This is a genomic window from Paenibacillus sp. FSL M8-0142, assembly GCF_038597315.1.
GTDB classification, from domain to species: domain Bacteria; phylum Bacillota; class Bacilli; order Paenibacillales; family Paenibacillaceae; genus Paenibacillus_AQ; species Paenibacillus_AQ lactis.
Genome location: NZ_CP152008.1, coordinates 4702405 through 4726364, shown reverse-complemented (window position 1 = coordinate 4726364; position 23960 = coordinate 4702405). Strand labels below are relative to the sequence as shown.

The 23960-nt window shown below is 51.6% G+C and carries 19 protein-coding genes and 1 pseudogene; 13 read left to right on the top strand and 7 right to left on the bottom strand.

Going from position 1 to position 23960, the window contains the following annotated elements; translation table 11 throughout:
- Positions 1 to 267 precede the first annotated feature (267 nt).
- A complete protein-coding gene (locus NSQ46_RS21785; RefSeq protein ID WP_028405031.1) occupies positions 268 to 1185 on the bottom strand; it encodes a winged helix-turn-helix transcriptional regulator in 918 nt (305 codons plus the stop codon).
- A 396-nt stretch (positions 1186 to 1581) separates the two neighbouring features.
- Between NSQ46_RS21785 and NSQ46_RS21780 the strand changes: the two genes are divergently transcribed.
- The 5 genes from NSQ46_RS21780 to NSQ46_RS21760 all read left to right on the top strand — a co-directional run bounded on the left by NSQ46_RS21780 (position 1582) and on the right by NSQ46_RS21760 (position 6774).
- Positions 1582 to 3081 (top strand): alpha-N-arabinofuranosidase, encoded by a 1500-nt coding sequence (locus NSQ46_RS21780; RefSeq protein WP_210095614.1) that lies wholly within the window; start codon positions 1582 to 1584, stop codon positions 3079 to 3081.
- Positions 3082 to 3267: 186 nt separating this feature from the next.
- Entirely contained in the window at positions 3268 to 4596 is a 1329-nt protein-coding gene (locus NSQ46_RS21775; protein ID WP_341035044.1) for an extracellular solute-binding protein, read from the top strand.
- Between the two features lie 83 nt (positions 4597 to 4679).
- Entirely contained in the window at positions 4680 to 5573 is an 894-nt protein-coding gene (locus tag NSQ46_RS21770) for an ABC transporter permease subunit (RefSeq protein ID WP_007129298.1), read from the top strand.
- Positions 5574 to 5575: 2 nt separating this feature from the next.
- Positions 5576 to 6409, top strand: coding sequence for a carbohydrate ABC transporter permease (locus NSQ46_RS21765; protein WP_213614291.1), 834 nt, complete (start codon positions 5576 to 5578; stop codon positions 6407 to 6409).
- 149 nt (positions 6410 to 6558) lie between these two features.
- Positions 6559 to 6774, top strand: coding sequence for a DUF2905 domain-containing protein (locus NSQ46_RS21760; RefSeq protein ID WP_028405035.1), 216 nt, complete (start codon positions 6559 to 6561; stop codon positions 6772 to 6774).
- Positions 6775 to 6993: 219 nt separating this feature from the next.
- Here NSQ46_RS21760 and NSQ46_RS21755 read toward each other — a convergent pair whose 3' ends face one another.
- The 5 genes from NSQ46_RS21755 to NSQ46_RS21735 all read right to left on the bottom strand — a co-directional run bounded on the left by NSQ46_RS21755 (position 6994) and on the right by NSQ46_RS21735 (position 10574).
- A complete protein-coding gene (locus NSQ46_RS21755; protein WP_210095608.1) occupies positions 6994 to 7869 on the bottom strand; it encodes a YitT family protein in 876 nt (291 codons plus the stop codon).
- A gap of 17 nt (positions 7870 to 7886) precedes the next feature.
- The gene (locus NSQ46_RS21750; RefSeq protein ID WP_007129302.1) at positions 7887 to 9131 is read right to left on the bottom strand and encodes a cation:proton antiporter; all 1245 of its coding nucleotides are present in this window, start codon (positions 9129 to 9131) and stop codon (positions 7887 to 7889) included.
- 3 nt (positions 9132 to 9134) lie between these two features.
- Complete coding sequence (locus tag NSQ46_RS21745; protein ID WP_342574650.1) at positions 9135 to 9626, bottom strand: cation:proton antiporter regulatory subunit; 492 nt, start codon at positions 9624 to 9626, stop codon at positions 9135 to 9137.
- Between the two features lie 207 nt (positions 9627 to 9833).
- Positions 9834 to 10202: a hypothetical protein gene (locus NSQ46_RS21740; protein ID WP_342574649.1), complete on the bottom strand. Its 369-nt coding sequence runs from the start codon at positions 10200 to 10202 to the stop codon at positions 9834 to 9836.
- A gap of 180 nt (positions 10203 to 10382) precedes the next feature.
- The gene (locus NSQ46_RS21735; protein ID WP_028405038.1) at positions 10383 to 10574 is read right to left on the bottom strand and encodes a hypothetical protein; all 192 of its coding nucleotides are present in this window, start codon (positions 10572 to 10574) and stop codon (positions 10383 to 10385) included.
- 173 nt (positions 10575 to 10747) lie between these two features.
- On the opposite strand from NSQ46_RS21735, the pseudogene NSQ46_RS21730 reads away from it, so the two are divergent.
- The 5 genes and pseudogenes from NSQ46_RS21730 to NSQ46_RS21710 all read left to right on the top strand — a co-directional run bounded on the left by NSQ46_RS21730 (position 10748) and on the right by NSQ46_RS21710 (position 17298).
- A pseudogene (locus NSQ46_RS21730) lies at positions 10748 to 11364 on the top strand (copper amine oxidase N-terminal domain-containing protein).
- Between the two features lie 107 nt (positions 11365 to 11471).
- A complete protein-coding gene (locus tag NSQ46_RS21725) occupies positions 11472 to 11903 on the top strand; it encodes a zinc ribbon domain-containing protein (protein WP_007129307.1) in 432 nt (143 codons plus the stop codon).
- Between the two features lie 370 nt (positions 11904 to 12273).
- Positions 12274 to 13833 (top strand): extracellular solute-binding protein, encoded by a 1560-nt coding sequence (locus NSQ46_RS21720; RefSeq protein WP_210095610.1) that lies wholly within the window; start codon positions 12274 to 12276, stop codon positions 13831 to 13833.
- A gap of 27 nt (positions 13834 to 13860) precedes the next feature.
- Complete coding sequence (locus NSQ46_RS21715; protein WP_028407089.1) at positions 13861 to 15678, top strand: sensor histidine kinase; 1818 nt, start codon at positions 13861 to 13863, stop codon at positions 15676 to 15678.
- Between the two features lie 3 nt (positions 15679 to 15681).
- A complete protein-coding gene (locus NSQ46_RS21710; protein WP_210095611.1) occupies positions 15682 to 17298 on the top strand; it encodes a response regulator in 1617 nt (538 codons plus the stop codon).
- A gap of 1324 nt (positions 17299 to 18622) precedes the next feature.
- Here NSQ46_RS21710 and NSQ46_RS21705 read toward each other — a convergent pair.
- Positions 18623 to 18859, bottom strand: coding sequence for a hypothetical protein (locus tag NSQ46_RS21705; protein ID WP_007129311.1), 237 nt, complete (start codon positions 18857 to 18859; stop codon positions 18623 to 18625).
- Between the two features lie 1384 nt (positions 18860 to 20243).
- Here NSQ46_RS21705 and NSQ46_RS21700 point away from each other — a divergent pair.
- The 3 genes from NSQ46_RS21700 (at position 20244) to NSQ46_RS21690 (ending at position 23912) form a co-directional block, all read left to right on the top strand.
- Positions 20244 to 21230 carry an ABC transporter permease subunit gene (locus tag NSQ46_RS21700; RefSeq protein WP_077564828.1) on the top strand — a complete coding sequence of 329 codons (987 nt, stop codon included), beginning with the start codon at positions 20244 to 20246 and terminating at the stop codon, positions 21228 to 21230.
- A gap of 17 nt (positions 21231 to 21247) precedes the next feature.
- Positions 21248 to 22165 (top strand): carbohydrate ABC transporter permease, encoded by a 918-nt coding sequence (locus tag NSQ46_RS21695; RefSeq protein WP_007129313.1) that lies wholly within the window; start codon positions 21248 to 21250, stop codon positions 22163 to 22165.
- Positions 22166 to 22373: 208 nt separating this feature from the next.
- The gene (locus tag NSQ46_RS21690; RefSeq protein ID WP_007129314.1) at positions 22374 to 23912 is read left to right on the top strand and encodes an extracellular solute-binding protein; all 1539 of its coding nucleotides are present in this window, start codon (positions 22374 to 22376) and stop codon (positions 23910 to 23912) included.
- The last annotated feature ends 48 nt before the right edge of the window (positions 23913 to 23960 follow it).

Here is a 23960-nt window from a genome sequence, read left to right as displayed (position 1 = left end):
TCGCCTGAAAGCCGAAAATTTGAAATGTCCATAAAACCAAAAGAACTGTCCCCTATGTAGAAGGTCTACCGGGGACAGTTCTTTTGTTCATTCAATGAGATCCATCAATCGAAAAGTCTTCTCAGCATGGCCGTTCTGATTACATGTAGCATTGACCAGGCTTAGTAAACCCAGTAAATCAGATGCCGGAGAAGAGAAGATGTCACGCTCTTTAGCCCCATACCTGTTAGATCGTGCCGTAACCGATCCTCGAAATTGATCCACGCTCTATTCTTCCTTCACATCGTAGAGCACGCGCGCCAGCAGATCCTGGCTGTAATTGCCGAAGTGCTTGCCGTAAATCGTAAGTCCCCGCTTGTTGACGGAGCGCTCGTTTACCGCAATCCGGAACGTAATGTCGCTTTTGTAATTGAGCTGGATCTGGTCCAGGCTGACGTCCGAAATGCGGCAGCCATCAATGAAGCTGCCATCCTGATTGATCCGGATCAGCTTTAGCATGCCGTATTGATTCAGATGAGGAGGCCACCATTCCGGATTGAAGGTACCGCGGGTGTCTCCGAAATCGCCGGGGCTGGTCCAGCTGCCAAGCTCCACTCCGTTGATGTAGAAAAAAATGTCCGACGGATAATTGTCGCAATATCCCGGCGCTTCGGAGCCAAGCTCCAACGAGAACTGGATTTCGCGAAATGCCTGGTTAGGCTTTAAATAGTTCGGAATGCGGTACTCCAGAAATCCTTCTGTCAGCCAGATAATTTCAGCATCGATCCGCTGCGGATCGGCGAAGTAACGCGGGTCGTCGAAATCCCCGATGATGCTGTCCTTGGTAGCCAGACCGCAGGTAGGAATGGCCTGATAATCGCTGTAATGCCCGACCCGAATCTCGACCTCATACAAATTCTCGACATCCTTGCTGCGCAAATCCACCATCAGCTTATCCTTGTTCAGGTAGCAGATCTTCTGAATGCCGTGTTTGCCTCCGGTGGTGTGGATTTCAATCAGCCCGCTTTCCTCCAGCTTCTTGATGTGCATGGTGATGGCACCGTTGCTTAAGTTCAGCCGGTTCGCCAAATCGTTCAAATTGAGGCTTTGATTCTTGGCGAGCAGCTCAAGAATCTGGATGCGAATATCGGAGCTGAGCGCTTTGAAAATATCCAGCCCGCTCATTAAATCCTTAATATAGATCATGGTATTCAAAACCTTTCCAGTTAGGTGATAGGACCAATACATAGACTTCCCTTCTGTTTATTTCAAATAATTATAAATCAATATGTCGAGGAAATAAAGATGCCAGTTTTTCATGTCAAAACGGCTGCGGTCATTCAATAAAAAAGTCGAAAACAACCCATTTCTTAATATTTATCTAAATCAAAATCGCAGAAATTTCGAAGAAAATCCATGGAAATATGCGAAATAGCCATGAATCCGAATTTAATTCAAATAAATATAAATTATTTTATATTTTATTATTTACATCCAAATTGTCATATGCTATTTTATAACTGAAAACGGATTCATTCAAGATCATTTGAATTGTTTTATAATTTAATTAAATGGAAGGTGAACGATTTGACAGCTGAGAAGATGAAAGCACGCATGATCGTGGATAAATCATTTCGCATCGCCCAAGTCGATAACCGGATTTACGGATCCTTTATCGAGCATCTTGGCCGGGCCGTGTATGGGGGCATTTACGAACCCGGGCATGAGACAGCAGATGCAGGCGGGTTTCGGAACGATGTGAAAGCCTTGATCCAGGAGCTGAATGTTCCGATCATTCGTTATCCGGGCGGAAATTTTGTATCCGGCTATAACTGGGAGGATGGCGTTGGTCCGGTAGCCGAGCGTCCCAAACGGCTTGAGCTTGCCTGGAGAACTCTGGAGCCTAATGAGGTCGGCACGAACGAGTTTATTACCTGGGCCAAGGAGGCTGGCTCCGATGTGATGATGGCCGTTAACCTGGGCACACGGGGGATCGATGCCGCCAGAAATCTGCTGGAGTACACGAACCACCCGGGAGGCACCTACTGGAGCGATCTGCGCCGCAGTCACGGCTACGAGCAGCCGCACAAAATCAAGACCTGGTGTCTCGGCAACGAAATGGATGGTCCGTGGCAGATTGGTCATAAAACTTCCGCTGAATACGGCAGGCTGGCTGTCGAAACCGCGAGGGCCATGCGTCTTGTGGATCCGGATATCGAGCTGGTTGCTTGCGGAAGCTCCAGTTCCTCGATGCCGACGTTCCCTGAGTGGGAAGCCGTTACGCTCGACCATACGTATGAGGCCGTCGACTACATATCGCTGCATCAGTACTATGGCAACCGTGATAACGACACCGCCAACTATCTCGCGCTAACCCTTGATATGGATCATTTTATCCATACCGTGAAGTCCACCTGCGACTATATCAAAGCTAAGAAGCGCAGCAAGAAAACGATGTATCTCAGCTTTGACGAATGGAACGTCTGGTATCATTCCAATGATGCGGATCGAAAAATCGAGCCTTGGACTGTAGCTCCGCCCCAGCTGGAGGACGTCTACAACTTCGAGGACGCCCTGCTGGTCGGAAGCATGCTGATCACATTCCTGCGCCATGCGGACCGGCTCAAGATGGCATGTCTGGCACAGCTCGTGAACGTAATTGCGCCGATCATGACGGAAAACGGAGGACGCGCCTGGAAGCAGACGATCTTCTATCCGTATCTTCATGCTTCGAAATACGGCCGCGGCGTATCGCTGCTTCCGATCGTGGATTCGCCGGTATACGACTCCAAGGATTTCACGGACGTGCCGTATTTGGACAGCGCCGTCGTGCATAACGAAGAGGATGAGGAAATCACGATCTTTGCCGTCAACCGCCATCTTGAAGAAGCGCTGGAGCTGTCCTGCGACGTCCGCAGCTTCGAGGGCTACCGTCTTGTCGAGCATATCGTGCTGGAGCACGATGATCTGAAAGCGGTGAATACCGCCGCAGAAGAGAAGGTAAAGCCTCATAGCCGCGGTGAAGCCAAGCTTGATAGCGGAATTGTGACGGCAAGGCTTGCCAAGGCATCCTGGAATGTCATCCGTTTGAAAAAGGCCTAACAACATAAATACCAATAGAGCAGCTGCGCATCCACTGCGCGCTGCTCTCACTCCCAACTTTTATTCCACTGCACAAAGTGTAAGCGCTTCACTTCCGAGGCGAGAGTCTGAAGGATCAGATGTAATTCTGTTTAGAAGTGACGGTTGGTATCGAAGTGAATGAATATTTCGGGGAGGGTCTTGATGATGACAAAGAAATGGGCGATTGTAAGTCTCGTCATATCGATGGCGCTGTTTCTGTGGGGCTGCGGTAAGTCCGGCGGTACCGGCGGCGAAACCTCGGTTCTGGACGGAGGAGCCGGCGAGAACGCGACGGAGCTGTCCTATTGGACGTTCGTGGAGCTCCATGGACAGCATTTCGAGAAGATGCTTGGTAAATGGAATGCGGAGAATCCGGACAGGCAGATCAAGCTGAACGTTACCGTCATGCCGTATGACGATATGCATAACAAATTATCGATTGCCGTTCAGTCCGGCACCGGCGCGCCGGATATTGCCGATATCGAGCTTGGCAAGTTTCCGGACTTTCTGGCAGGCACGCCGCAGCTTGAACCGCTGAACGATGTTATTGATCCATACCGAGACACCCTCGTCCAGTCCCGAATCGACCTTTACAGCAAGGATGGCGTCAACTATGGCGCACCGACGCATGTCGGCGCTTCCGTAGCGTTTTACAACACCGAAATATTGAAGGAAGCCGGCGTGAATTACGAGGATATCGTCACCTGGGAAGATTTCAAGCAGGCGGGAATCCAAGTGTATGAAAAAACCGGAAAATATATGGGAACCGCCGATACGAGCGCTGCTTGGCAGGCTTCGATGTTACTTGCGCAGCAGGGTGCCGACCTGACCGATGAATCGGGCAATCCGATCGTAAATTCGGAGGAAATGGTGAAGGCGATGACGCTGCTGAAGGATTTGCAGGACAACAACGTCATCGCTACGATTGCCGGCGGGCAGCCGGATACGGAGGAGGCCTACGGCGAATTCAATGCCGGCAACTATGCGACGGCCTTTATGCCGCTGTGGCAGATGTCCAGATACACCAACTACATGCCTGACCTGTCGGGAAAAATTGCGATCGCTCCCATCCCTGTTATGGAGGAGGGCATGCCGAGGTCCGTCGGAGGCGGAGGAACCGGTACCGTCGTCACGAAGACCGCCAAGGACGTCAAGCTGGCGAAGGATTTCCTTGCTTTTGCCAAACTGTCGCTGGATGCCAACAAGGAAATTTGGAACACGCTCGGGTTCGATCCGGTCAATATGGATGTCTGGGAGATGAAGGATGTGACCCATAATCCCGAGAACCAGTTCGTGAAGTATTTCGTCAACAATCCGTTTGACGTGCTCAATGAACTCAAGGATGAAATCCGTCTGATTAAGTCAACCTCCGCATCGCCCACGATCAACAACGTCCTTTGTACAACGACCTTCAATGAAATATTCGAGGACGGGAAGGATATCGCCGAAGCTTTGAACGACGCGCAGAAGCAAATCGAGCAGGAATTGAAATAGCCTTGCCTTGATGGATATGCATTCAATCGAAAAAGGGCTGCCCCTATGACAGGGGCGGCTCTCTTCAAAAGGAGTAGGGTCCGATGATTAAAAAATTTCTATACTCCCAGAAGGTGGCTCCTTATGTTTTCGTCCTGCCGTTTATCCTCGTCTTTCTCGTGTTCTGGGTATACCCCCTCGGGAGCTCGCTCGGCATGAGCTTTCAGAAGATTCAGCTGGGCCAAGAGGCGTCATGGATCGGCCTTGACAACTACGAGAAGCTGGCGGGAGACGGCGTGTTTCTGAAGGCGGTGACGAACAGTGCGATCTATATGGTGCTTACGCTGCTTATCCTCATTCCGTTTCCGATGCTTTTTGCGGTGCTGATCAACAGCAAGCTGATGTGGGGAAGGGAGTTTTTCAAGTCGTCCTTCTTTTTCCCTGCGCTGACCTCCGTTGTCGTAGCCGGCACGATCTTCCGGTTAATGTTCGGCGAGATGGAAGGCTCGCTGATCAACAGCATATTAGGCTGGTTCGGCATCGACCCCGTCAAATTTTTGAAAGGTCAGGTGACCGGCTTTATCGCATTGCTGGCCTTGGCTACCTGGCGGTGGACCGGAGTCAATATGCTGTATTTTTTGTCGGGCTTGAAGAACATTCCGGATGAATATTACGAGGCGGCCTCGATCGACGGCGCGTCATCCTTTCAGAAATTCACGAAAATCACCATGCCATTGCTGAAGCCGACAACGATTTACGTGCTGACGATCAGCATCTATGCAGGCCTGGCCATGTTCATCGAGAGCATGATGCTGTGGAACGGCAACAATTCCCCTAAAAATATCGGCCTCACCATCGTCGGCTACTTGTACCGCCAAGGAATCGAGAAGAACAATCTGGGATATGCCGCCGCCGTCGGGATCGTGCTTCTTGCCATTACGATGATCATTAATCTGACGCAGCTCAAGCTGTCGGGCATGTTCAAGAAGGAGGATTGACCATGAGACGGGAAACGGTGATCAAGGTACTGCTCTTTCTTCTCTTCGCGGTTCTTTGCTTCCTGATTCTGGTGCCCTTTTATGCGGTGACGATTGCATCCTTCAAGCCTGGCGAGGATTTGATCCGTTATGGGCTGAATCTGAAATTCGATCTGTCTGTAATGAACTTCGATAATTTTGTCTATCTCTTTACCGGCGACCATTCCTATTTTATGTGGTTTTTCAACTCGCTGCTGTTGACGGTGGTTCAGGTAGCGTTAACTTTGATTGTCAGCGCGACGGTTGCCTATGGATTTGCCGCATATGATTTCGTTGGGAAAAACCTGCTGTTCGTTTGCGTGCTTCTGATCATGATGGTGCCGTTTGAAATTTTGCTGCTCCCTCTGTACACGCTGACGTATAACATCGGCCTCATGAATTCTTATTCGGCTATCGTGCTGCCCGGCATCGCCAGTGCGGCCACCATTTTCTTCTTCAGGCAGTACTTGCGCGGCGTCCCGAAAGAGATCATTGCCGCAGGCCGAGTCGACGGCGCTTCGGAGTACGGCATCTATATGCGGCTTATTCTCCCCGTCATGAAGCCTTCCTTCGCAGCAATGGCGATCCTGAACGGGATGAACAGCTGGAATAACTTCCTGTGGCCGTTCATGGTGCTCAGCGATGCGAATAAATATACGCTGCCAATCGGCTTGAAGACGCTGCTGACCCCATATGGCAACAATTATGACCTGCTGATTGTAGGCTCCTTTTTTTCCATCATCCCGATTTTTATTCTGTTTATTGCTTTCCAAAAATACTTCATCGACGGCATGACGGCGGGGGCGGTGAAGGGCTAAAGGGAGAGAAAAGACGGGGTTAAGTGCACATGGCCGTTGTCCAATTCGGCATACGTAGAGGGCACCCTTGCATCTGATCCGTCAAATCCTTTATGATACAAGGAAACCGAAGCTTACGCTTGCAGGTAGGATGAATGAGGTGATGGAAGATGCATCCGGTGACCCGGACACTGCTTTGGATTGGCGGCGCCTTGATCGTCATCGGGCTGCTGTGGCCGGTAATCGGCCGCTTTATCGGGCGGCTGCCTGGCGATATCGTCGTGGATAAGCCGAATGTCAAAATTTATTTTCCGATCGTTACATGCCTGGTGATCAGCGTCGTTGGATCCTTGATCCTGTTTCTGATCCAGCAATTTCGCAAATAGGCGGACTTTCGGCACACACATTGAAGATATCCAAGAATAAGGATGGAAATGGATAAAAGATGATCCCTGTATCGTACAGGAATCATCTTTTTTAGTGCCTTTTGGTATGGTATCGCTGAAGGTTGTAAATAGGTCTGTCCGCGTCCAGCAGCATACCAAAGAGGCTGCCTGGGGTCTATGGACCTTTCGGACAGCCTCTTTGACTGGAAAGATGGAATCTCATCCATGCCGAATCGTAATTTCCGCACGGGGATCGAGGCCCCATACGATCGATTTAAATCGGGGCATCTCCAGTACGTGAACCCAATAAACAAGCTCTTCGGCTTGACGGGGAACAGGTAAGCGGTTCTCCTCCACATCTTCGCCTAAGACCGAGGTTCTCGGGTCATATCCCATCATGGCTTTGATGCCCTGCGCAATCTCCGCCGAGCTGGTGCATCGGATACGAATTTCCCGCTTCAAGGGAAGACGGGACGTTGTTAGCCGCCCGGTTTCCAGCGCCAAGAGGCAGGCGACTGCGGAATACATCGCCCGCTCCCAGCCTAGAAGCATCCCCGCCAGCGTTAACACCAGGAGGTTAGCCAGGATCTGAATATAGGGCAGCTTCAGATGGGCAAGCAGATACGACAGCTGCTGGGGCAGTTTGGGCATCTGCAGCGTATCCAGCACGACACCGTATCGAAGGCCGATGCCGATGCCGAGTCCGAGGAAAATGCCGCCGATGCCGGCGCTGCCGATCTTGCTGTCGACCAGCGACGGAATGGGAAAGAACAGTATCGAACAGATGGAAAACGTCAGCAGGCCGGCCGTAGCGATCAGTGCCCGCTCCCGGTCAGGCTGACGGTAAACAAGCAGCAGCAGGGGCAAGTTCAGCGTAAACAGGAACATGCCGGTATGAAGCCCCGTCAGATGCGCCGCAAGCGCAGATATTCCCGATACGCCGCCTGCAATGATGCCGCTTGGCACAAGAAACAGATCCAGGCCGAAGGCGGCGATCAGCCCGCCGATGATCGCCATGGCCAGCCGCCTTCCCGTGCCCTCCTTTTTGATTGCGCCCTGCACTTTGTTCATGGCCCTGTTCGGGACTTGAACCATAGGAAGTAACCCCTCCTTTATCCGCTGGCACTTTCATCCTTTAGCTTCGGTTTAACCGGTTTCTTCTCCTTGTAGTCTTTAAATTTAAAAATCTTATTCAGGAAGTTATACACATGCTTGGATTCTTTCGTCAGCAATGGCCCGAGAATCGCCAGGATCAGCACGTATAATGCGGCGAATGGCTGTATAAAGGCCGCAAGACCGCCGGCTTTTCCCATATTGGCGAGAATAATCGAGAATTCTCCGCGGGATACGATGGTCAGGCCGATATTCGAGGATGCTTTGGTTGATAATCCTGCGCTGCGGCCTGCAAGCATGCCCGCGATGAAGTTGCCGAGCAGGGTGATGACAACGGCGATCAATGACAGCCATACGGCTCCGCCAAGCTCGGAAGGTACAATCGTTAAACCGAAACTAAAGAAGAATAACGCACCGAAGAAATCCCGGAACGGCAGAATTAAATGCTCAATCCGTTCGCGATGCTCAGTTTCCGCCAGGACAAGCCCGACGAGCAGCGCACCGATGGCTTCCGCCACGTGAATGGTCTCGGCAAAGCCTGCAAGCAGAAATAATGCTGCAAATATAACCAGGGCAAACAATTCATTCGACCTGATATTAAGGACCTTATTCAGCAGAGGAACGGCTTTTCTGCCGACAATGATGACGAGCAGCATAAAGCCAAGTGCAATGACGGCTGACAGCAGCACGCCTCCGAGCGAGGAAGAGCCGCTTAGAACAAGACCGGACAGAATCGAAATATAGACGGCGAGGAACACGTCCTCGAACATAATGATGCCAAGAATCATTTCCGTCTCGGGATTTGCGGTTCTTCTCAGGTCCACCAGTACCTTGGCGACGATTGCGCTGGAGGATATCGTGGTAATCCCTGCAACGATGAGCGTCTCGGCGACTGGAAAGCCGGAGAATATCCCGATCATGAGCCCGAGCGTAAAGTTGATGGCAATATAAATGCTGCCGCCGATTACGATCGATTTGCCGGATTTAATGAGACGGCCGACGGAAAATTCCAGGCCGAGGTAGAACAATAGAAACAGCACGCCGATTCGGCCCATGAATTCAATGAGCTCGGCGCTCTCGATAAAGCGAAAATCCAAGTTGCCCCAGTGAAACGCATGCGGTCCTACCGCCATCCCCACCAAAATATAGAAGGGGACGACGGAAAACCGGAGTTTAGCGGATAACAGCCCCGCAAGGGCAATCAGGGCGATCGCCAGTCCGACTTCTAAAACCATATGATCCATTCATCAACCACGTCCGTTCATCAAGATTTGCTTAAATAACCGCTGCTGCTGACGCTCACCCACGACAACAAGGGTTGAATCGGGGGTAATGATCACGTCAGGGCCGGGATTGATTTGTTTGCTGTTTTTATCGACTGCTGCAATGACCGTAGCACCGGAGTGTTGACGGACGCCGAGATCGCCGATCGATTTGCCTGCACCATAATAATGGGGCTCGATGCGGTACCACTCGATAATCAGCTCATCGAGCGCCATGTCAATCGTCTCCAGCGCCTTCGGTTTATAGGTAAGACCGCCTACGATGGCAGCAATTTGGCGGGCCTCGTCATCATCCAATGAAATCATGGAGATGCTTTCCTCCGGATCGTCATATTCGTAATGGTACATTTCGCGGCGGCCGTCATCGTGAATAATGATGACCAGCTTATCTCCTCCACGCGTATCAATGACGAATTTTTTACCGATTCCGGGTAAATCTGTTTCACGAACACGCATAGGCTAACATCCTCCTGAAAAAAAAATTCCGAATAATTTTTATACATTCATTTTGCTGTAGGAAATAAAAAACGACTAGATATGAACAATAGCAAGCTTTTATGCGCAGCATGAAATAAACCTAGGGATTGTTGAATTTTAAACAATAGGCTGATTTTGCTTTATAATTATGGGATTATGGCATGTTTAAAAGGAACGCGGTCCGTGTTAGACAGCGAATCGGGAAGGTTGGCTAACGTAAATCGATGTATACTTAATGGGGAGTAGAACCATAAGTCTGAGCCGACGCGGTATAATCGGCCGATAAGGCAGACGGATTTTGGGAATACGCTGCATCAGGGCGGCCGATATCATTAAGAACACCGGCATGGAGCTGCCAGCGGCCTTAAGCTTGGAGAGAATTTGCGAATGTTTCAGAGCAGCGGCTTTAGGATGCATGCTGTGCTTGTAGACATACTTCTCATCCACAGTTTCATCGGTGTAATACTCTTGAACGGGAATGTAGAGAGCAAATGCCGTAATCAGCACAAGAATAAGCATCCAAATCATTTTTGCCGACTTCAAGAAACGTTCCACGGGGATTCCCTCCTTTCGACCCAAACTTTCTATAAGTAATCATAACATAAAAATAATCGTTCTCAAAACGAGAACGATTATTTTTATTTCAACACTTTTACAGATCAATTGAAGTTTTGCCTGTATCTTTAATAATTGGAGGATATAGGCTTGGGACTGGCGGAAAGTAAGGACGCGGCCTTATTTCTCACGGAGTTTATTGTAATGATTCGTTTCAGGCTCCAAGTCCAAATCTTCCTCGTTTTCGTTTTCGAGCACGCCCAGGACGAGATCGTCCAGTTTGTCTGTAGCTGCTTGATCCGGACGGTCCGGTTCCGGAATCGGGTCCACGCCGGGAAATTTTCCGTCGTATTCAGGTTTCTCTTTGCTCATATCGGCCTCATTCCTTTCCGGCAATATTTTGGCACAAAGGGATCGGTTATATGTAACGATAAACCGCAAACCGGAAGGTGAAACGAAACTCATGATTATAATTCTTTTATATGAATCTTCTATATAGAATTATGCTAGAATGTTGAGGAATATTATCCCAGGAGGTCATTAAATTGAAGAAAAAAATTGGGTATGCCACGATAGCATTGATTCTGTTGTCCAGCACGGTTGCTTCCGCACATCCTGGAAGAACGGACGCCAGCGGCGGTCATCATTGCTGGACGAATTGCGAGCGCTGGGGGTTGTCGTATGGCGAATACCACTATCATAACGGAGGAGGCAGCTCCGGCAGCAAGTCTTCTTCCTCGAAGTCGACAACGCGCGCTTCGTCCAAACCGCAACCGAAACCGCAACCGAAACCAAAGGCTCCAACCTATGCAAAGGGGATATTAAGGTATACGTTAACGGGAGTCTCGTGAAATTCGGAAGCCATCCGCTGATTTATAATAATACCAATTTGGTGCCGCTTCGTGAAATTGCCGAGGGAATGGGAGCCAAGGTTAACTGGAACAAGGAAGCCGGAGCGATTGGCGTCCAACGGGGAACCCATAAAGTGACTTTGACCATCGGAAGCCGGACCGTATTCTATAACGGCAAGTCGGAATCCATAGCGGTCGCTCCCAAAGTTATCGATGGAGTGACTTATGTTCCGCTTCAGGTATTTGCCAGAGGTCTTGGTTCCAATGTATCTTACAGTGCCCGCGATGGGATTGTAAAAATCACCTATTAACCGCATTTCCACTTGAGTTCCTGTAATTTGATGCTCATGAAACGGCATAGCGGAGATAAGCTATAATACAATGGATGGAATATTGGTGAAAGGAGGGGATCGTTCGCTTGAGTTTTTTCGATAAATTCAAGGCCGGCGTGTCCGATGCCGGAAACAAAGCGAAGATTTTAGTCGAAGTGAATAAATTAAAGCTGCAGAACAGCGGCAAGAAGAGCGATATCAATGAGCAGCTTCTTGAAATCGGCAAGGTCGTATATGGGGTTGCCGAAGCGGGACAGTGGCCCCCCGACCGGGAGAGCATCCAAAGCTATGTGGCCAAAATCCAAGAGCTGAAATTCGAAATCGAGCAAAATCAGCTGCAGATTGCGAATCTTACGGATGAAAAAGTATGCCGAAGCTGCGGGAACAACTCGCCTATTAACGCCAAGTTCTGCTCTCACTGCGGCAAGACTTTCGAGGTGATTCAAGTCGGCGAGGATCAGTCCGCTGATCATCTCCCGCTGCTGGAGCAGCCCGGGAGCGAGGACGAAAGAAAATAAGGAAGCTTGCTCACTTTCGATGTTCTGTCGGAGAAGGGCCGGTAAGCTTCTAGAACGGCTTGTAAAAATAGCCAGGGTCCAAATATCAAGGCGGTCCTGGCTATTTGGCTTGTTTTCAGGTTCTTTCAGGTTGGACGTTTTTATTTGATACCCTCGATTGCCGTTCCTGACGATACGACTTGCGTATCGTCAGGAACGGCTTTTTCATAGATCAGGCTAACCAATAAGCTTGGGGTTACCTGTTTTTTGTCCGACGATCATCCTTCCAAAGAAACGAAAAAGGCCGCTGCAAAAAAATAACGATCTTACTCACAAAAAAATCGTTATATAGTAGTATTAGTTTACGAGATGAAGGGAGTGACAAGAACCTATGCCGATTAACAAGGCTTGTAAGAATGGGATTCAACGCGGCAAGGATAACGATCCAAGGCTGTTTGCTGGTAATGTTCTGTGGCTTCCTGTACTAGTCGTTCTGATCCTTCTCGTCACCGGCTGCATGGATACGGGCGGAGCTAAAAAGGAGCAGCCTTCGGGAAACCCGAAGGCGAAGACGATCAACATCGTCATTTCCAATCTTGGCATGACGTTTCCGGCCGGGATGGACGAGAACGACAACCGCTATTTGAATTACATCGAGCAGAACACCGGGCTGGATATCCAAGTCAATACCCCGCCGACGGAAGTGTACAACGAAAAGCTCGATGTCATTATGTCCTCCGGCAATCTGCCGGATATGCTCCACACCTATGAGCCGGTATGGTTTGACAACTATGTCAAGCAGGGGGCGTTCATGCCGCTGGATGAGCTGATCGACAAGTACGGTCCCCATCTCAAGGAGAAAATTCCGGCCGAGGTATGGGAACGGGTAAAATACGGCGGCAAAATCTATGCGATTCCGAGCCTGAACGAAGTGACAGGGGTAGAGCTGATGTACGCCAGAAAGGATTGGCTCGAGCGTCTCGGCCTAGAGCCGCCCGAGACGCTGGACGAATATTACGAGGTGATCCGTGCCTTCGCCCAGGACGATCCGGACGGCAATGGCATTCAGGATACGATCGGACTCATCTTTACTTCTGATCTGGGCAGGTCCTCTCCCTTCTTCGGCGCGTTCGGGACGCAGCTGAATGATACCTGGTTCGAACGAGACGGACAGTTGGTGTACGGCAGTACGCTGCCAGAAACAAAGGAAGCGCTTGCATTTTTCGCCAAGCTGTACAGGGAGAACCTTCTGGACCGGGAGTTCCCCCTCAATCTGCAAAACAATTTGTTCGAAAAAATCGAAGACGGCCAGGTCGGTCTGTTCTCGGCGACATGGTACGATACCCGGGGACCGATCGCAGCCAATATGAAAAAGGATCCGAACGCGGAATGGATTCCGCTAGAATATCCGATCGGGCCGGGAGGTCAGAAAGGGGTATACGGCAAGGATATTATTCGCGGATATAACGTCATCCCGGCGGAATCAAAGCATGCGGCTGAAGTTATTCAGCTTCTGGATTTCATTGCTGAAAACTACAAAACGCTGAAGCTTGGCTTCGAGAACGAAATCTGGTGGTGGCAGGATGGCAAGATTGTGACCGATTTTGCCCTGCATGACGAGCATTTGTACAGGGGGATTTATCAATCGCTTGTAGATGTGCCTGACGAGCTGCTGTTCAAGGAACGGCTGGATTCGCTCGGCGATTTCAATCTCTATGACAATTTGCAGCGGATCACCCCGAATATTATGCCAAGTGCCTTCTACGGGGTACCTACGCCGGCCATGGGCAAATACAGCAAGAAGCTGGGCACGATGGAAGACGTGTTCACGAAGATCATCATGGGCTTGGAGCCGCTCGACGCATTCGACGAGTACGTGAAGCAGTGGAAAGAGCAAGGAGGAGATGAAATTACGAAGGAAGTGAACGAGTGGTATGCGAAACAAAAGTAACAGGCCCGGTCAAAGGAGGCGAATCGGATGATCGCGATGATTCGCTGGATCCGGGACCGGTTCTCGCAAAATATTCAAGCCCGGCTGACCGGTTATTTTTTGCTGATATTGCTTCCGCTTGTCATCATCAGCCTCTTTGCGATCGAACGGTCAAGGGACATTCTGTATGAGCAGGCGGTGGAACGGACCGAAATGGCGCTGTCCTCCGCGATGAATCATTTCGATTTGGCGCTGCAGAACGTGGAGGAAATTTCGACACTGATTGCCGCCGATCCGACAATGAATGAAATGCTGAACAAGAACAGCATGGACTTTTCGCCCCAGTCCATCGTCGATTTCTCCGACATTCTGAAGCAGCTGTCTTATTTGGTATCCGTGAACCGGTATGTATCCCATATCGCGGTATATCACCAAGCCTCCAACATGTTTATCAGCACGCATTACGGAGGGAAAAAGCTGGCGGGCGAGCGGCAGCAGGAATGGCTCGTGGAGGCGGCGAGACGCAATGGGACCGGGATTTCCTACGTCATGTCCGAGTTCCCGGTGACGGAGGGGGTCACCTTCGGCCAAATGACCAACTCCGACAGCGTCTCCCTCATCCGGGCGATGGATCTGTACAACGGCGAGCGCAAGTCGAATCTACTCGTCGTATCCTTCAATAAAAGCAAGCTGCTCAACATTATCAAAACGCTGCTGCCTTCCGAGAACAGCAGGATTTCTCTGCTGAATGAGCGAGGCGAAGTCGTGGTGGAGACCGGGAGAGCACGAAGCCGGGATATCGCCGAGAAGGACATGACCGTTACGATCGATTCCGAATATTCCAACTGGCGCCTCGCCTTGGTGCAGCCGAAGAGCGAGCTGTACAAGGAGACGGACCAGCTGCGGTTGTTCACCGTGGCGATCATCGGGCTGAGCATCCTGCTTGCGATCATCATCTCCTGGGTTGTTTACAGCGGCATCGCTTCCCCGGTGCTGAAGCTTTCGCGGGGGATGAAGCGCCTTAGCAGCGGAGAGCTCAATATTCATGTGGATACGAAACGGAAGGATGAGTTCGGATTTCTGATACAGTCCTTCAACAAAATGGCGCTGGTTCAGAAGCATCTGATTGAGGATCACTACGAGCAGCAGCTGCGGTTAACGACAACCGAGCTCAAGTTTTTGCAGTCCCAGATCAACCCGCACTTTTTGTACAATACGCTCGACTCGATCTATTGGATGGCCAAAAACTATGACGCGGACGAAATCAGCGAAATGGTGATGAATCTGTCGAAGTTCTTCCGCCTAAGCCTCAACAAGGGCCGCGAGGTGTTCACCATGGAGGAAAGCATCGAGCATCTGCATTACTATTTGCGGATTCAGCAGCTTCGCTTCATGGATAATTTTACGGTCGAATACCGGATCTCCGAGGACAGCAAGCAGGTGCCGATCCTGAAGCTGCTGCTGCAGCCCCTGGTGGAGAATGCGATTATTCACGGCATGGAAGGCAAAACATCGGGGGGAAGCGTCGTCGTCTCCAGCTGGATTGAGAAGGGCCAGACCGTGATGATCCGGGTGGATGATAATGGTCCGGGGATCGAACCGGATCGTCTGCGTTACATCCAGCATGAGTTGGAGAAGATGGGCATGCGCAGCGTGCCCGCCTCCTCGCAGGATGAGGAGCATGTGAAGGATTTATTCGGTTTGCGCAACGTGCTGAGCCGGATGAAGCTGTATTACGGGAAGGAGGCGGAATTATCGGTTGCGAGCGTACGAGGCGAGGGTACGAGCGCGACGATCGCCATTCCATTGGACCGCTGCAGGGATGACATGTTGGGGAGAGCAATGCCCGAAAAGGAGAGGACATAAGCAATGAATCTTATCATCGTAGAGGATGAGCCAAGGCTGCGCAACGCGCTGGCGCATAATATCCCTTGGGAGAAGCATGACATTGAAGTCGTTGGATTGGCCGCGAACGGGCTGGAGGCGCTAGAGCTGACCGGCAGGAAGAAGCCGGATATCATGCTGATCGATGTGCAAATGCCCGAGATGGATGGGCTGACGCTGCTCCGGGAGCTGAAGGAGCGGCGGGAGATTGGCAGCTTGACCAAGCTGATTATTTTGAGCGGACACGATAACTTCGAATTTGCTCAGCTTGCGCTGGAGTACGGGGTGTCCAAATATTTGCTGAAGCCTGCCGGCGAGGAGGAGATCTTGGAGGCGGTGCTGGAGGCAAGACGCTCCCTTCGCAGCGACCTGGAGCAGTGGCAGCGCAAGGCGGCCCTCGAACAAAAGTGGAAGGATAACCTCCCGCATCTGCAAAACCTGTTCTTCATTCAATGGGTCGGCGGGAAATACACGAAGGAGGATGTCCTGAAACGGAGCCGGGAGCTCTACATTCCGCTGCGGGAGCAGGACCGGATCGCCGTTGCCGTCGTCGATCTCGATCCCCTTTCCGAAGAAGAGACCCGCTTTAAGCCGGGCGATATGGAGCTGCTGCAGTTCACGATGCTGTGCCTGGCCAAGGAGCTGCTTACGGATCCTTCCTGCTGGATCACCACCGACTCGAGCAATATGCTGCTGCTCGTGTTCGTCGTGGACGCGCAGCAGGACGTGAAGGACGCCATGCTGCGCATCAACGCGGAGGTATCGAGGCTTCTGTCCTCGACGAAGGAGGTGCTTAAGCTGACCGCAAGCGCCGGCATTAGCGCCGCCACCGGCGAGCTTGATGATATGGGGCTGCTATATGCGCAGGCCTGCCGGGCGCTGCAGGAGCGGGTGGTGTACGGCCATGACCTGGCCATCCCGTACCGGGAGCCGCGGCCGGACGACGGTCAGGGGCAGGGGGTCATCGTACAGCCGAACCTGGAGAAGTCGCTTGAAATCGCGCTGGACACGGCGGATGTGGAGAAGGCGATGGAGGCCCTGAAGGAATTGTGGGACGACCTATTTACAAAGCCGGAATCCTCCGACGACTTCCATGAAGCAGTCCTCTATATGAACAGCTTCTTTACCCGGCTCATCCAAAAGCAGGGCTGGACGGTCAAAAAGGTGGTGGGCGACGATATCGTCTTCTTCCAAAACGTCAAGCTGCTCAGTACCAAAATGCAAACCTGGTCGCTCCTGGAGCGAACCGTCAAGCATATCACCGCGTTCATGAGCGAGCAGCGAAAATCGACCAGCCACCAGGTCGTAAAGGACATCTTGAACCTGGTGGAGGCCGAGATGGATCAGGATATCACCCTGCATATGGTGGCTGACCGGCTGTATGTCAACTCTTCGTATTTGAGCCGCCTGTTTAAGCAGGAGATGGGCGTGGCCTTCTCGACCTATGTCCTCGAGCGCAAAATGGAGCGGGCCAAATCCCTGCTGCAGGAAGGGGCGAAGGTGTACGACTGCGCGCGTCTGGTCGGGTACCGGGATGTCAGTTATTTTACCAAGGTGTTTCGTAAGTATTGGGGGGTTAATCCGGGGGAATTCAAGGGGTAGGGCAATGTGGGGAGGATTGCTTTAATGCTTAAAGCGTCTGCTCCGCGTGCGTATCGCAGCTTAAAGTCCGCTCCGCGTACGTATGGCTGCTTAATCGCTGGATGTTGCATAGATGAAAAAGGTCCGCTCCGCGTACGTATCGTTCCTCCAATCGCTGTTGTGGCTGAATTTCTTGGAATTATTAGTGAGTGCGGGAGAAATTCAGCCCCAAAGGCGCCCGCTGCCGCTTTTCCGGAATCGATTCGTCCGCTCCGCTGGGCTGGTGCAATCGAGGTGGCCCTCCTCCCCACCTTGGTGGTGGGGGAGGGGAGAAGGCGTAGCGCAGCAGGGCCTGCTGCTGAACTTGTTAGTTGCTCCGCGTACGTATCGTTCCTCCAATCGCTGTTGTGGCTGAATTTCCTGGAATTATTAATGAGCGCGGGAGAAATTCAGCCCCAAAGGCGCCCGCTGCCGCTTTTCCGGAATCGATTCGTCCGCTCCGCTGGGCTGGTGCAATCGAGGTGGCCCTCCTCCCCACCTTGGTGGTGGGGGAGGGGAGAAGGCGTAGCGCAGCAGGGCCTGCTGCTGAACTTGTTAGTTGCTCCGCGTACGTATCGTTCCTCCAATCGCTGTTGTGGCTGAATTTCCAGGAATTATTAGTGAGCGCGGGAGAAATTCAGCCCCAAAGGCGCCCGCTGCCGCTTTTCCGGAATCGATTCGTCCGCTCCGCTGGGCTGGTTCAATCGAGGTGGCCCTCCTCCCCACCTTGGTGGTGGGGGAGGGGAGAAGGCGTAGCGCAGCAGGGCCTGCTGCTGAACTTGTTAGTTGCTCCTCGTACGTATCGTTCCTCCAATCGCTGTTGTGGCTGAATTTCCTGGAATTATTAGTGAGATGCGGGAGAAATTCAGCCCCAAAGGCGCTGTTGCAATCGAGGTGGCCCTCCTCCCCACCTTGGTGGTGGGGGAGGGGAGAAGGCGTAGCGCAGCAGGGCCTGCTGCTGAACTTGTTAGTTGCTCCGCGTACGTATCGTTCCTCCAATCGCTGTTGTGGCTGAATTTCCTGGAACTATTAGTGAGCGCGGGAGAAATTCAGCCCCAAAGGCGACCGCTGCCGCTTTTCCGGAATCGATTCGTTCGCTCCGATGGGCTGTTGCAATCGAGGAGGCCTTCCTCCCCACCTTGGTGGTGGGGGAAGGGGGGAAGGCGTAGCGCAGCAGGGCCTGCTGCTGAACAATTAAACCGCTCGGGGCGTGATTTACCTGAGCGGTTTTTACGTGTGCATTGTGTTGGCAGGTAAAATAAAAAACCGGCAGGAGAAGTCCTTCACCGGTTCATTACACAATATGTTACGTCCAAGCCCATAAAAAGCCGTCCCGATCCCAAGCGATCCGACCGCCGTGCAGCTTGCGGAACGCTTTTTTCACGTCTTTCGATAAGGATGGGTTTCCGTTTTCGTTAACAAAAACGAACTGTTCCCCGAAGTGCTCCTTTACGTACGCGATCGCGTCCTCCTGGCGCAACGTTCCGGTGAATCGAATTTCTTTTACCATCCACTCGGCGACTTCCTGTGCTGTTGTTTCCAAGTGAAATCACCTCCGTTCAGTTACATATCATACCAAATAAATCACACCCAATGATAGTTTTTCTCTTTCATTCGCAGTAGTTCGAATAGGTAAGGATTAAGGAGCATCCTTTTGTGAAAAACACTGAAGAAAATGTTGTACAAATTGTTAACCGTAATGGTTAAGCGCTCCCCTCCGATTGCTATGAGGGCTTAACCACTCCAACCAAGAGCCGCTCAAGGCGTAAAACCTGAGCGGCTCTCCCCCTCCCCCCAACCAGCAGGGGGGAGGGGCTTCACCAGCGAATCAACGACAGGCATCCGCGCTAGGAGAAAGCTTCAACGGAGCAGGCGGAATGGTGCTGTAGAAACGAAAGTGTTCGCCTTTGTACCTGGATTTCTACATTGGAAATATGAGTTCAAGAAATCCAGGCACAACAGCGATCGGAAGGGCCATCCGCAAGCGTAGTGCTGATTTACTCTCACTATCCGAAGGACCATCCACATGCGTAGTGATGAAGCACTACCCGAATATTCCCTACCTAAGAAGCCGCTCAGGACGTGAAACCTGAGTCGCTTTTCCCCTCCCCCAACCAGCAGGGGGAGGAGGGAATACCAGCGAATCAACCACAGGCATCCCCACAAGGACAAAGCTTCAACGGAGCAGGCGGAATGGTGCTGTAGAAACGAAGTGTTCGCCTTTGTGCCCGGATTTCTCCCATTAGAAATATGAGTTCAAGAAATCCAGGCACAACAGCGATCGGAAGCAGCATCCGCATGCGAAGTGTTGATTTACTCTCACTATCCGAAGGGCCATCCGCAAGCGAAGTGCTGATTTACTCTCACTATCCGAAGGGCCATCCGCAAGCGAAGTGCTGATTTACTCTCACTATCCGAAGGACCATCCACATGCGTAGTGATGAAGCACCACCCGAATATTCCCCACCTAAGAAGCCGCTCAGGACGTGAAACCTGAGTCGCTTTTCCCCTCCCCCCAACCAGCAGGGGGGCGGGGATTCCACCAGCGAATCAACGACAGGCATCCGCGCTAGGAGAAAGCTTCAACGGAGCAGGCGGAATGGTGCTGTAGAAACGAAGTGTTCGCCTTTGTGCCTGGATTTCTACATTGGAAATATGAGTTCAAGAAATCCAGGCACAACAGCGATCGGAAGCAGCATCCGCATGCGAAGTGTTGATTCCCCTCAGTAAGCATCATCCGCATGAAAGTGATGCCTTTCCCTCGTCACATCCAATGACCTCACACGATCATTACACTCCCCCCTGCTGAACACAACATCAGATTACCATAAATAGTAATGATCCTCGCCTACTCAGTCCCTCCGCCCGGAATTACAATGTGAAATAACCAAGGAGATTGAAAGACACAGAAAGGGGGAGACGATGACATGAAACCCGCAATCGAACCAACGAAGACGCCGGACGGTTCCGCAGCGCCGCGCATCCAGTCCAAACAGAGAAGAGGGTACTGGGGCAAGCTGGGGACCGATATTTGGAAAGAGTGGGATCTTTATTTGCTGCTTGTGCCGGGCATTTTGTTCCTGCTGCTGTTCAAGTACACGCCGATGTACGGCATTACGATCGCATTTAAAGATTTCAACATATTCACAGGATTTGCCGACAGCCCGTGGGTGGGATGGAAGCACTTCGAGAAGCTGTTTACGTCGCCGGATTTTGCCCAGGTATTCAAAAATACGGTCATTATCAGCTTCCTGAAAATCGTCATCCTGTTCCCCCTCCCCATCATCATCGCCCTGATGCTGAATGAGCTGAGGAATATGATGTTTAAGCGCACGGTGCAGACCGTGATCTACCTTCCGCACTTTTTGTCCTGGGTTATCGTTGGCGGATTGTTCATCGATTTGCTCTCGACGAATGGCGGGATCGTAAATAAATTGCTGGTCAGCATGGGCATGGAGCCGATCGCCTTTTTCTTGGACAACAGCGTATTTCGGAGCGTGCTCATTACGTCGGCGGGCTGGAAGGAAACGGGCTGGAGCACGATCGTCTATCTGGCTGCCTTCACCATGATTGATCCGATGCTGTACGAAGCGGCCAAAATCGATGGAGCCGGAAGATGGAAGCAGCTTTGGCATATCACGCTGCCCGGCATCGCGCCGATCATTATCCTGATGTTCATCCTCCGCCTTGGCAACGTGCTGGAGGCCGGAACCGAGCAGATTCTCGTCATGTACAACCCGGTCGTGTATCAGGTATCCGATGTCATCGGAACCTACGTTTACCGGATGGGTCTCGGCAACCAGGATTACAGCTTCTCCACAGCGGTCGGGCTGTTTGAAGCGGTGATCTCCTTCACGCTCGTGATCGTCGGGAACGCGATGAGCCGAAAATACTTGCAGCGCGGGATTTGGTAAAGAAAGGGTGGCATGAAATGGATCATAAACAAGCACTGGAAGGAACCAACACCACCCGGGGCGTCATTAAGATGTCTCTGTCGGAAAAATGCTTCAACGTCTTCAACTACGTCTTTTTCATCGTGATGGGATTGACGACACTGCTGCCGTTCGTGAACCTGATCGCCAAATCGCTGAGCAGCGAAGGGGCCGTCATTTCAGGCAAGGTGGGCTTGCTGCCGGTCGGCGTTCAGTTTGAAACGTATAAATATGTGCTGCAGGATTCGTTGTTTTTGAACTCGCTGAAAAATTCGATCCTGCTGACCATCGTCGGAACGGCCTGCAGCCTGCTGCTGACGACGATTACGGCTTACCCGCTATCCAAATACCGGCTGCGCGGACGGAAATGGCTGCTCTTGATGTTCGTGTTCACGATGCTGTTCAGCGGCGGTCTCATTCCGACGTACCTCTTGATGCAGAACTTGAACCTGGTCAATACGTTCCCGGTCTTGTTCCTGCCAGCGATGGTGAATGTGTACAACATGTTGATTATCAAAAACTATTTCGAAGGGCTGCCGGACTCGCTGGAGGAATCGGCCAAACTGGACGGCGCGGGCAATATCCGGATATTGGTCTCCGTTATCCTGCCGCTGTCCCTGCCGGTTATGGCAACGATTGGATTGTTCTTCGCGGTCGCTTTCTGGAACGATTACTTCGCGGCGATGATTTATATCACCGATCCGGGACTGAAGCCGATGCAGCTGTATTTGAAGGAACTGTTGGTATCCTCCAGCGGGGATTTTCTGAAGGATAACGTGGATGCGGCGATAAATACGACCCCGCAGTCCATTCAAGCCTCTTCGATTCTGCTCGCGACGATTCCGATTTTGCTCGTATATCCTTTCCTGCAAAAGTACTTCGTGAAGGGTGTGCTGGTCGGTTCGGTAAAAGGGTGATTTCAGAAAAGAATGTCATCAAAAAAGAGTTACTCCGGGGAATGGATGATTGCTGCACGATGATCAGCGTCGACGCTCGGACGACAAGCCATGTCAGGAAAAGAACGCCTTCAGGAAGAGGCCGATTCCTAGGACCGTAAAGGTGGTGATGCTTCAACTTGCTCTGGTGCTGGACCTGTTGAGTACTCAATTACAAGGAGGGTTATCCATGATTAAGAAGAAAAAATCCGCTGTGCTTACCGCGATTCTCGGCTTTACGCTAGCATTGTCCGCCTGCGGTGGGGGAGGCGGTACGGGGACGAACACGCCGTCGGCGACACCGTCCGATCCGCCGGCCACGACTCCTGCGGAGAACGGCGGCGATAAAGGAACTCAAGGGGGCGATAAGCCGGGACTGCGCATGATCATGCAGTACGGACTGTTTGACCCGAAGACCGAGTATGTAGCGAAATATATCGAGGAGCGAACCGGCTACAAGGTGGAGTATGAGCTGCTTCCGGCCGAGAACGCGGATGAGAAGCTGAACCTGCTCGTATCGAGCAAAGACAATTACGATCTGGTGAAGCTGAACGCTGCCCAGTTCTATAACCTGGCATCTGCCGGAGCATTGGAGCCGATTGACGAGCTGCTGGAGTCCCACGGCAATTATATTAAGCAATCGATCAAACCAGAGTCTTTTGGAAGCGCAACCATCGATGGGAAGATCTTTGGTATTCCTGAAACAGGCTCAGGGGTAAGCATTGGAGAGGAGCTCGTCGTGCGTCAGGATTGGCTGGATGAGCTGGGACTGTCCGTTCCGACCAACACCGATGAGCTCTATACGGTACTAAAGACGATTAAAGAGAAGAAAAATGTTATTCCGCTCACGATGAGCAAAGACTCGATCTACGGCGATATCGCCACGACCTTCGGGATATTGACCGATTGGAAGGAAGTGGACGGCAAGCTGATGCACCGTGCCGAGCTTCCTGAAATGAAGGAATACATTACCTACATGAACAAATTGTATAAAGAAGGTCTGCTGGATACTGAAACGCCGATTAATACAGCTCAGAAATCGATCGAGAAGTTTTCCGGTGGCAATGCGGCGATGTATAAGCTTGCCTGGTGGAATGCCGGAACGACGATTGCCGCGCTGGAGAAAAACTTCCCAGAGGCGAAAACGACCATCATCCCTTACTTGAAAGGGAAGGACGGTAAAGCGGTTGTCGGCGCGAAAGCCAATACAACCTGGTATATCGCGATTCTGAAATCGTCGAAGAATAAAGAAGCTGCGATGGATTTCCTGAATGCCAAGCTGGAGCCGGAGACGTTCAAGGGCATCGCGATCGGCGAGGAAGGCGTGCACCATGAAGTGAAGGACGACAAATATTTCCCGATCCTGCCTAAATTCAATGACGAGCTGAACAATGCCAGCGCCTTCCTGACCGGGGTGGACGAAGAGAAATACCCAATCTATTGGCAGGCGCGCGTCCGCAAAGATCCGATCCTTCAAGCGCATTTCGAAACCTTCCAGAAAAACGCCGAGGGCTTGATCGTTGTGGATCCGATGTCGACGGCGCCGCCGATCGAGGCGGTATCGAAAAACCTGCTGAAGCTGACGACGCTGCTGGATGACAATGTGCTGCAATTCATTTCGGGAGCGAAGCCGATTGATGCCTACGATCAATTCCTCGCGCAGTGGAGAGCGGAAGGCGGAGCCGATATGGTGGCCGCAGCCAATGAATGGTTTCAATCGACGAAGTAAATGATGGAGTGAAAAAGCAGTTGCATGCGCGGCTGCTTTTTCACAACT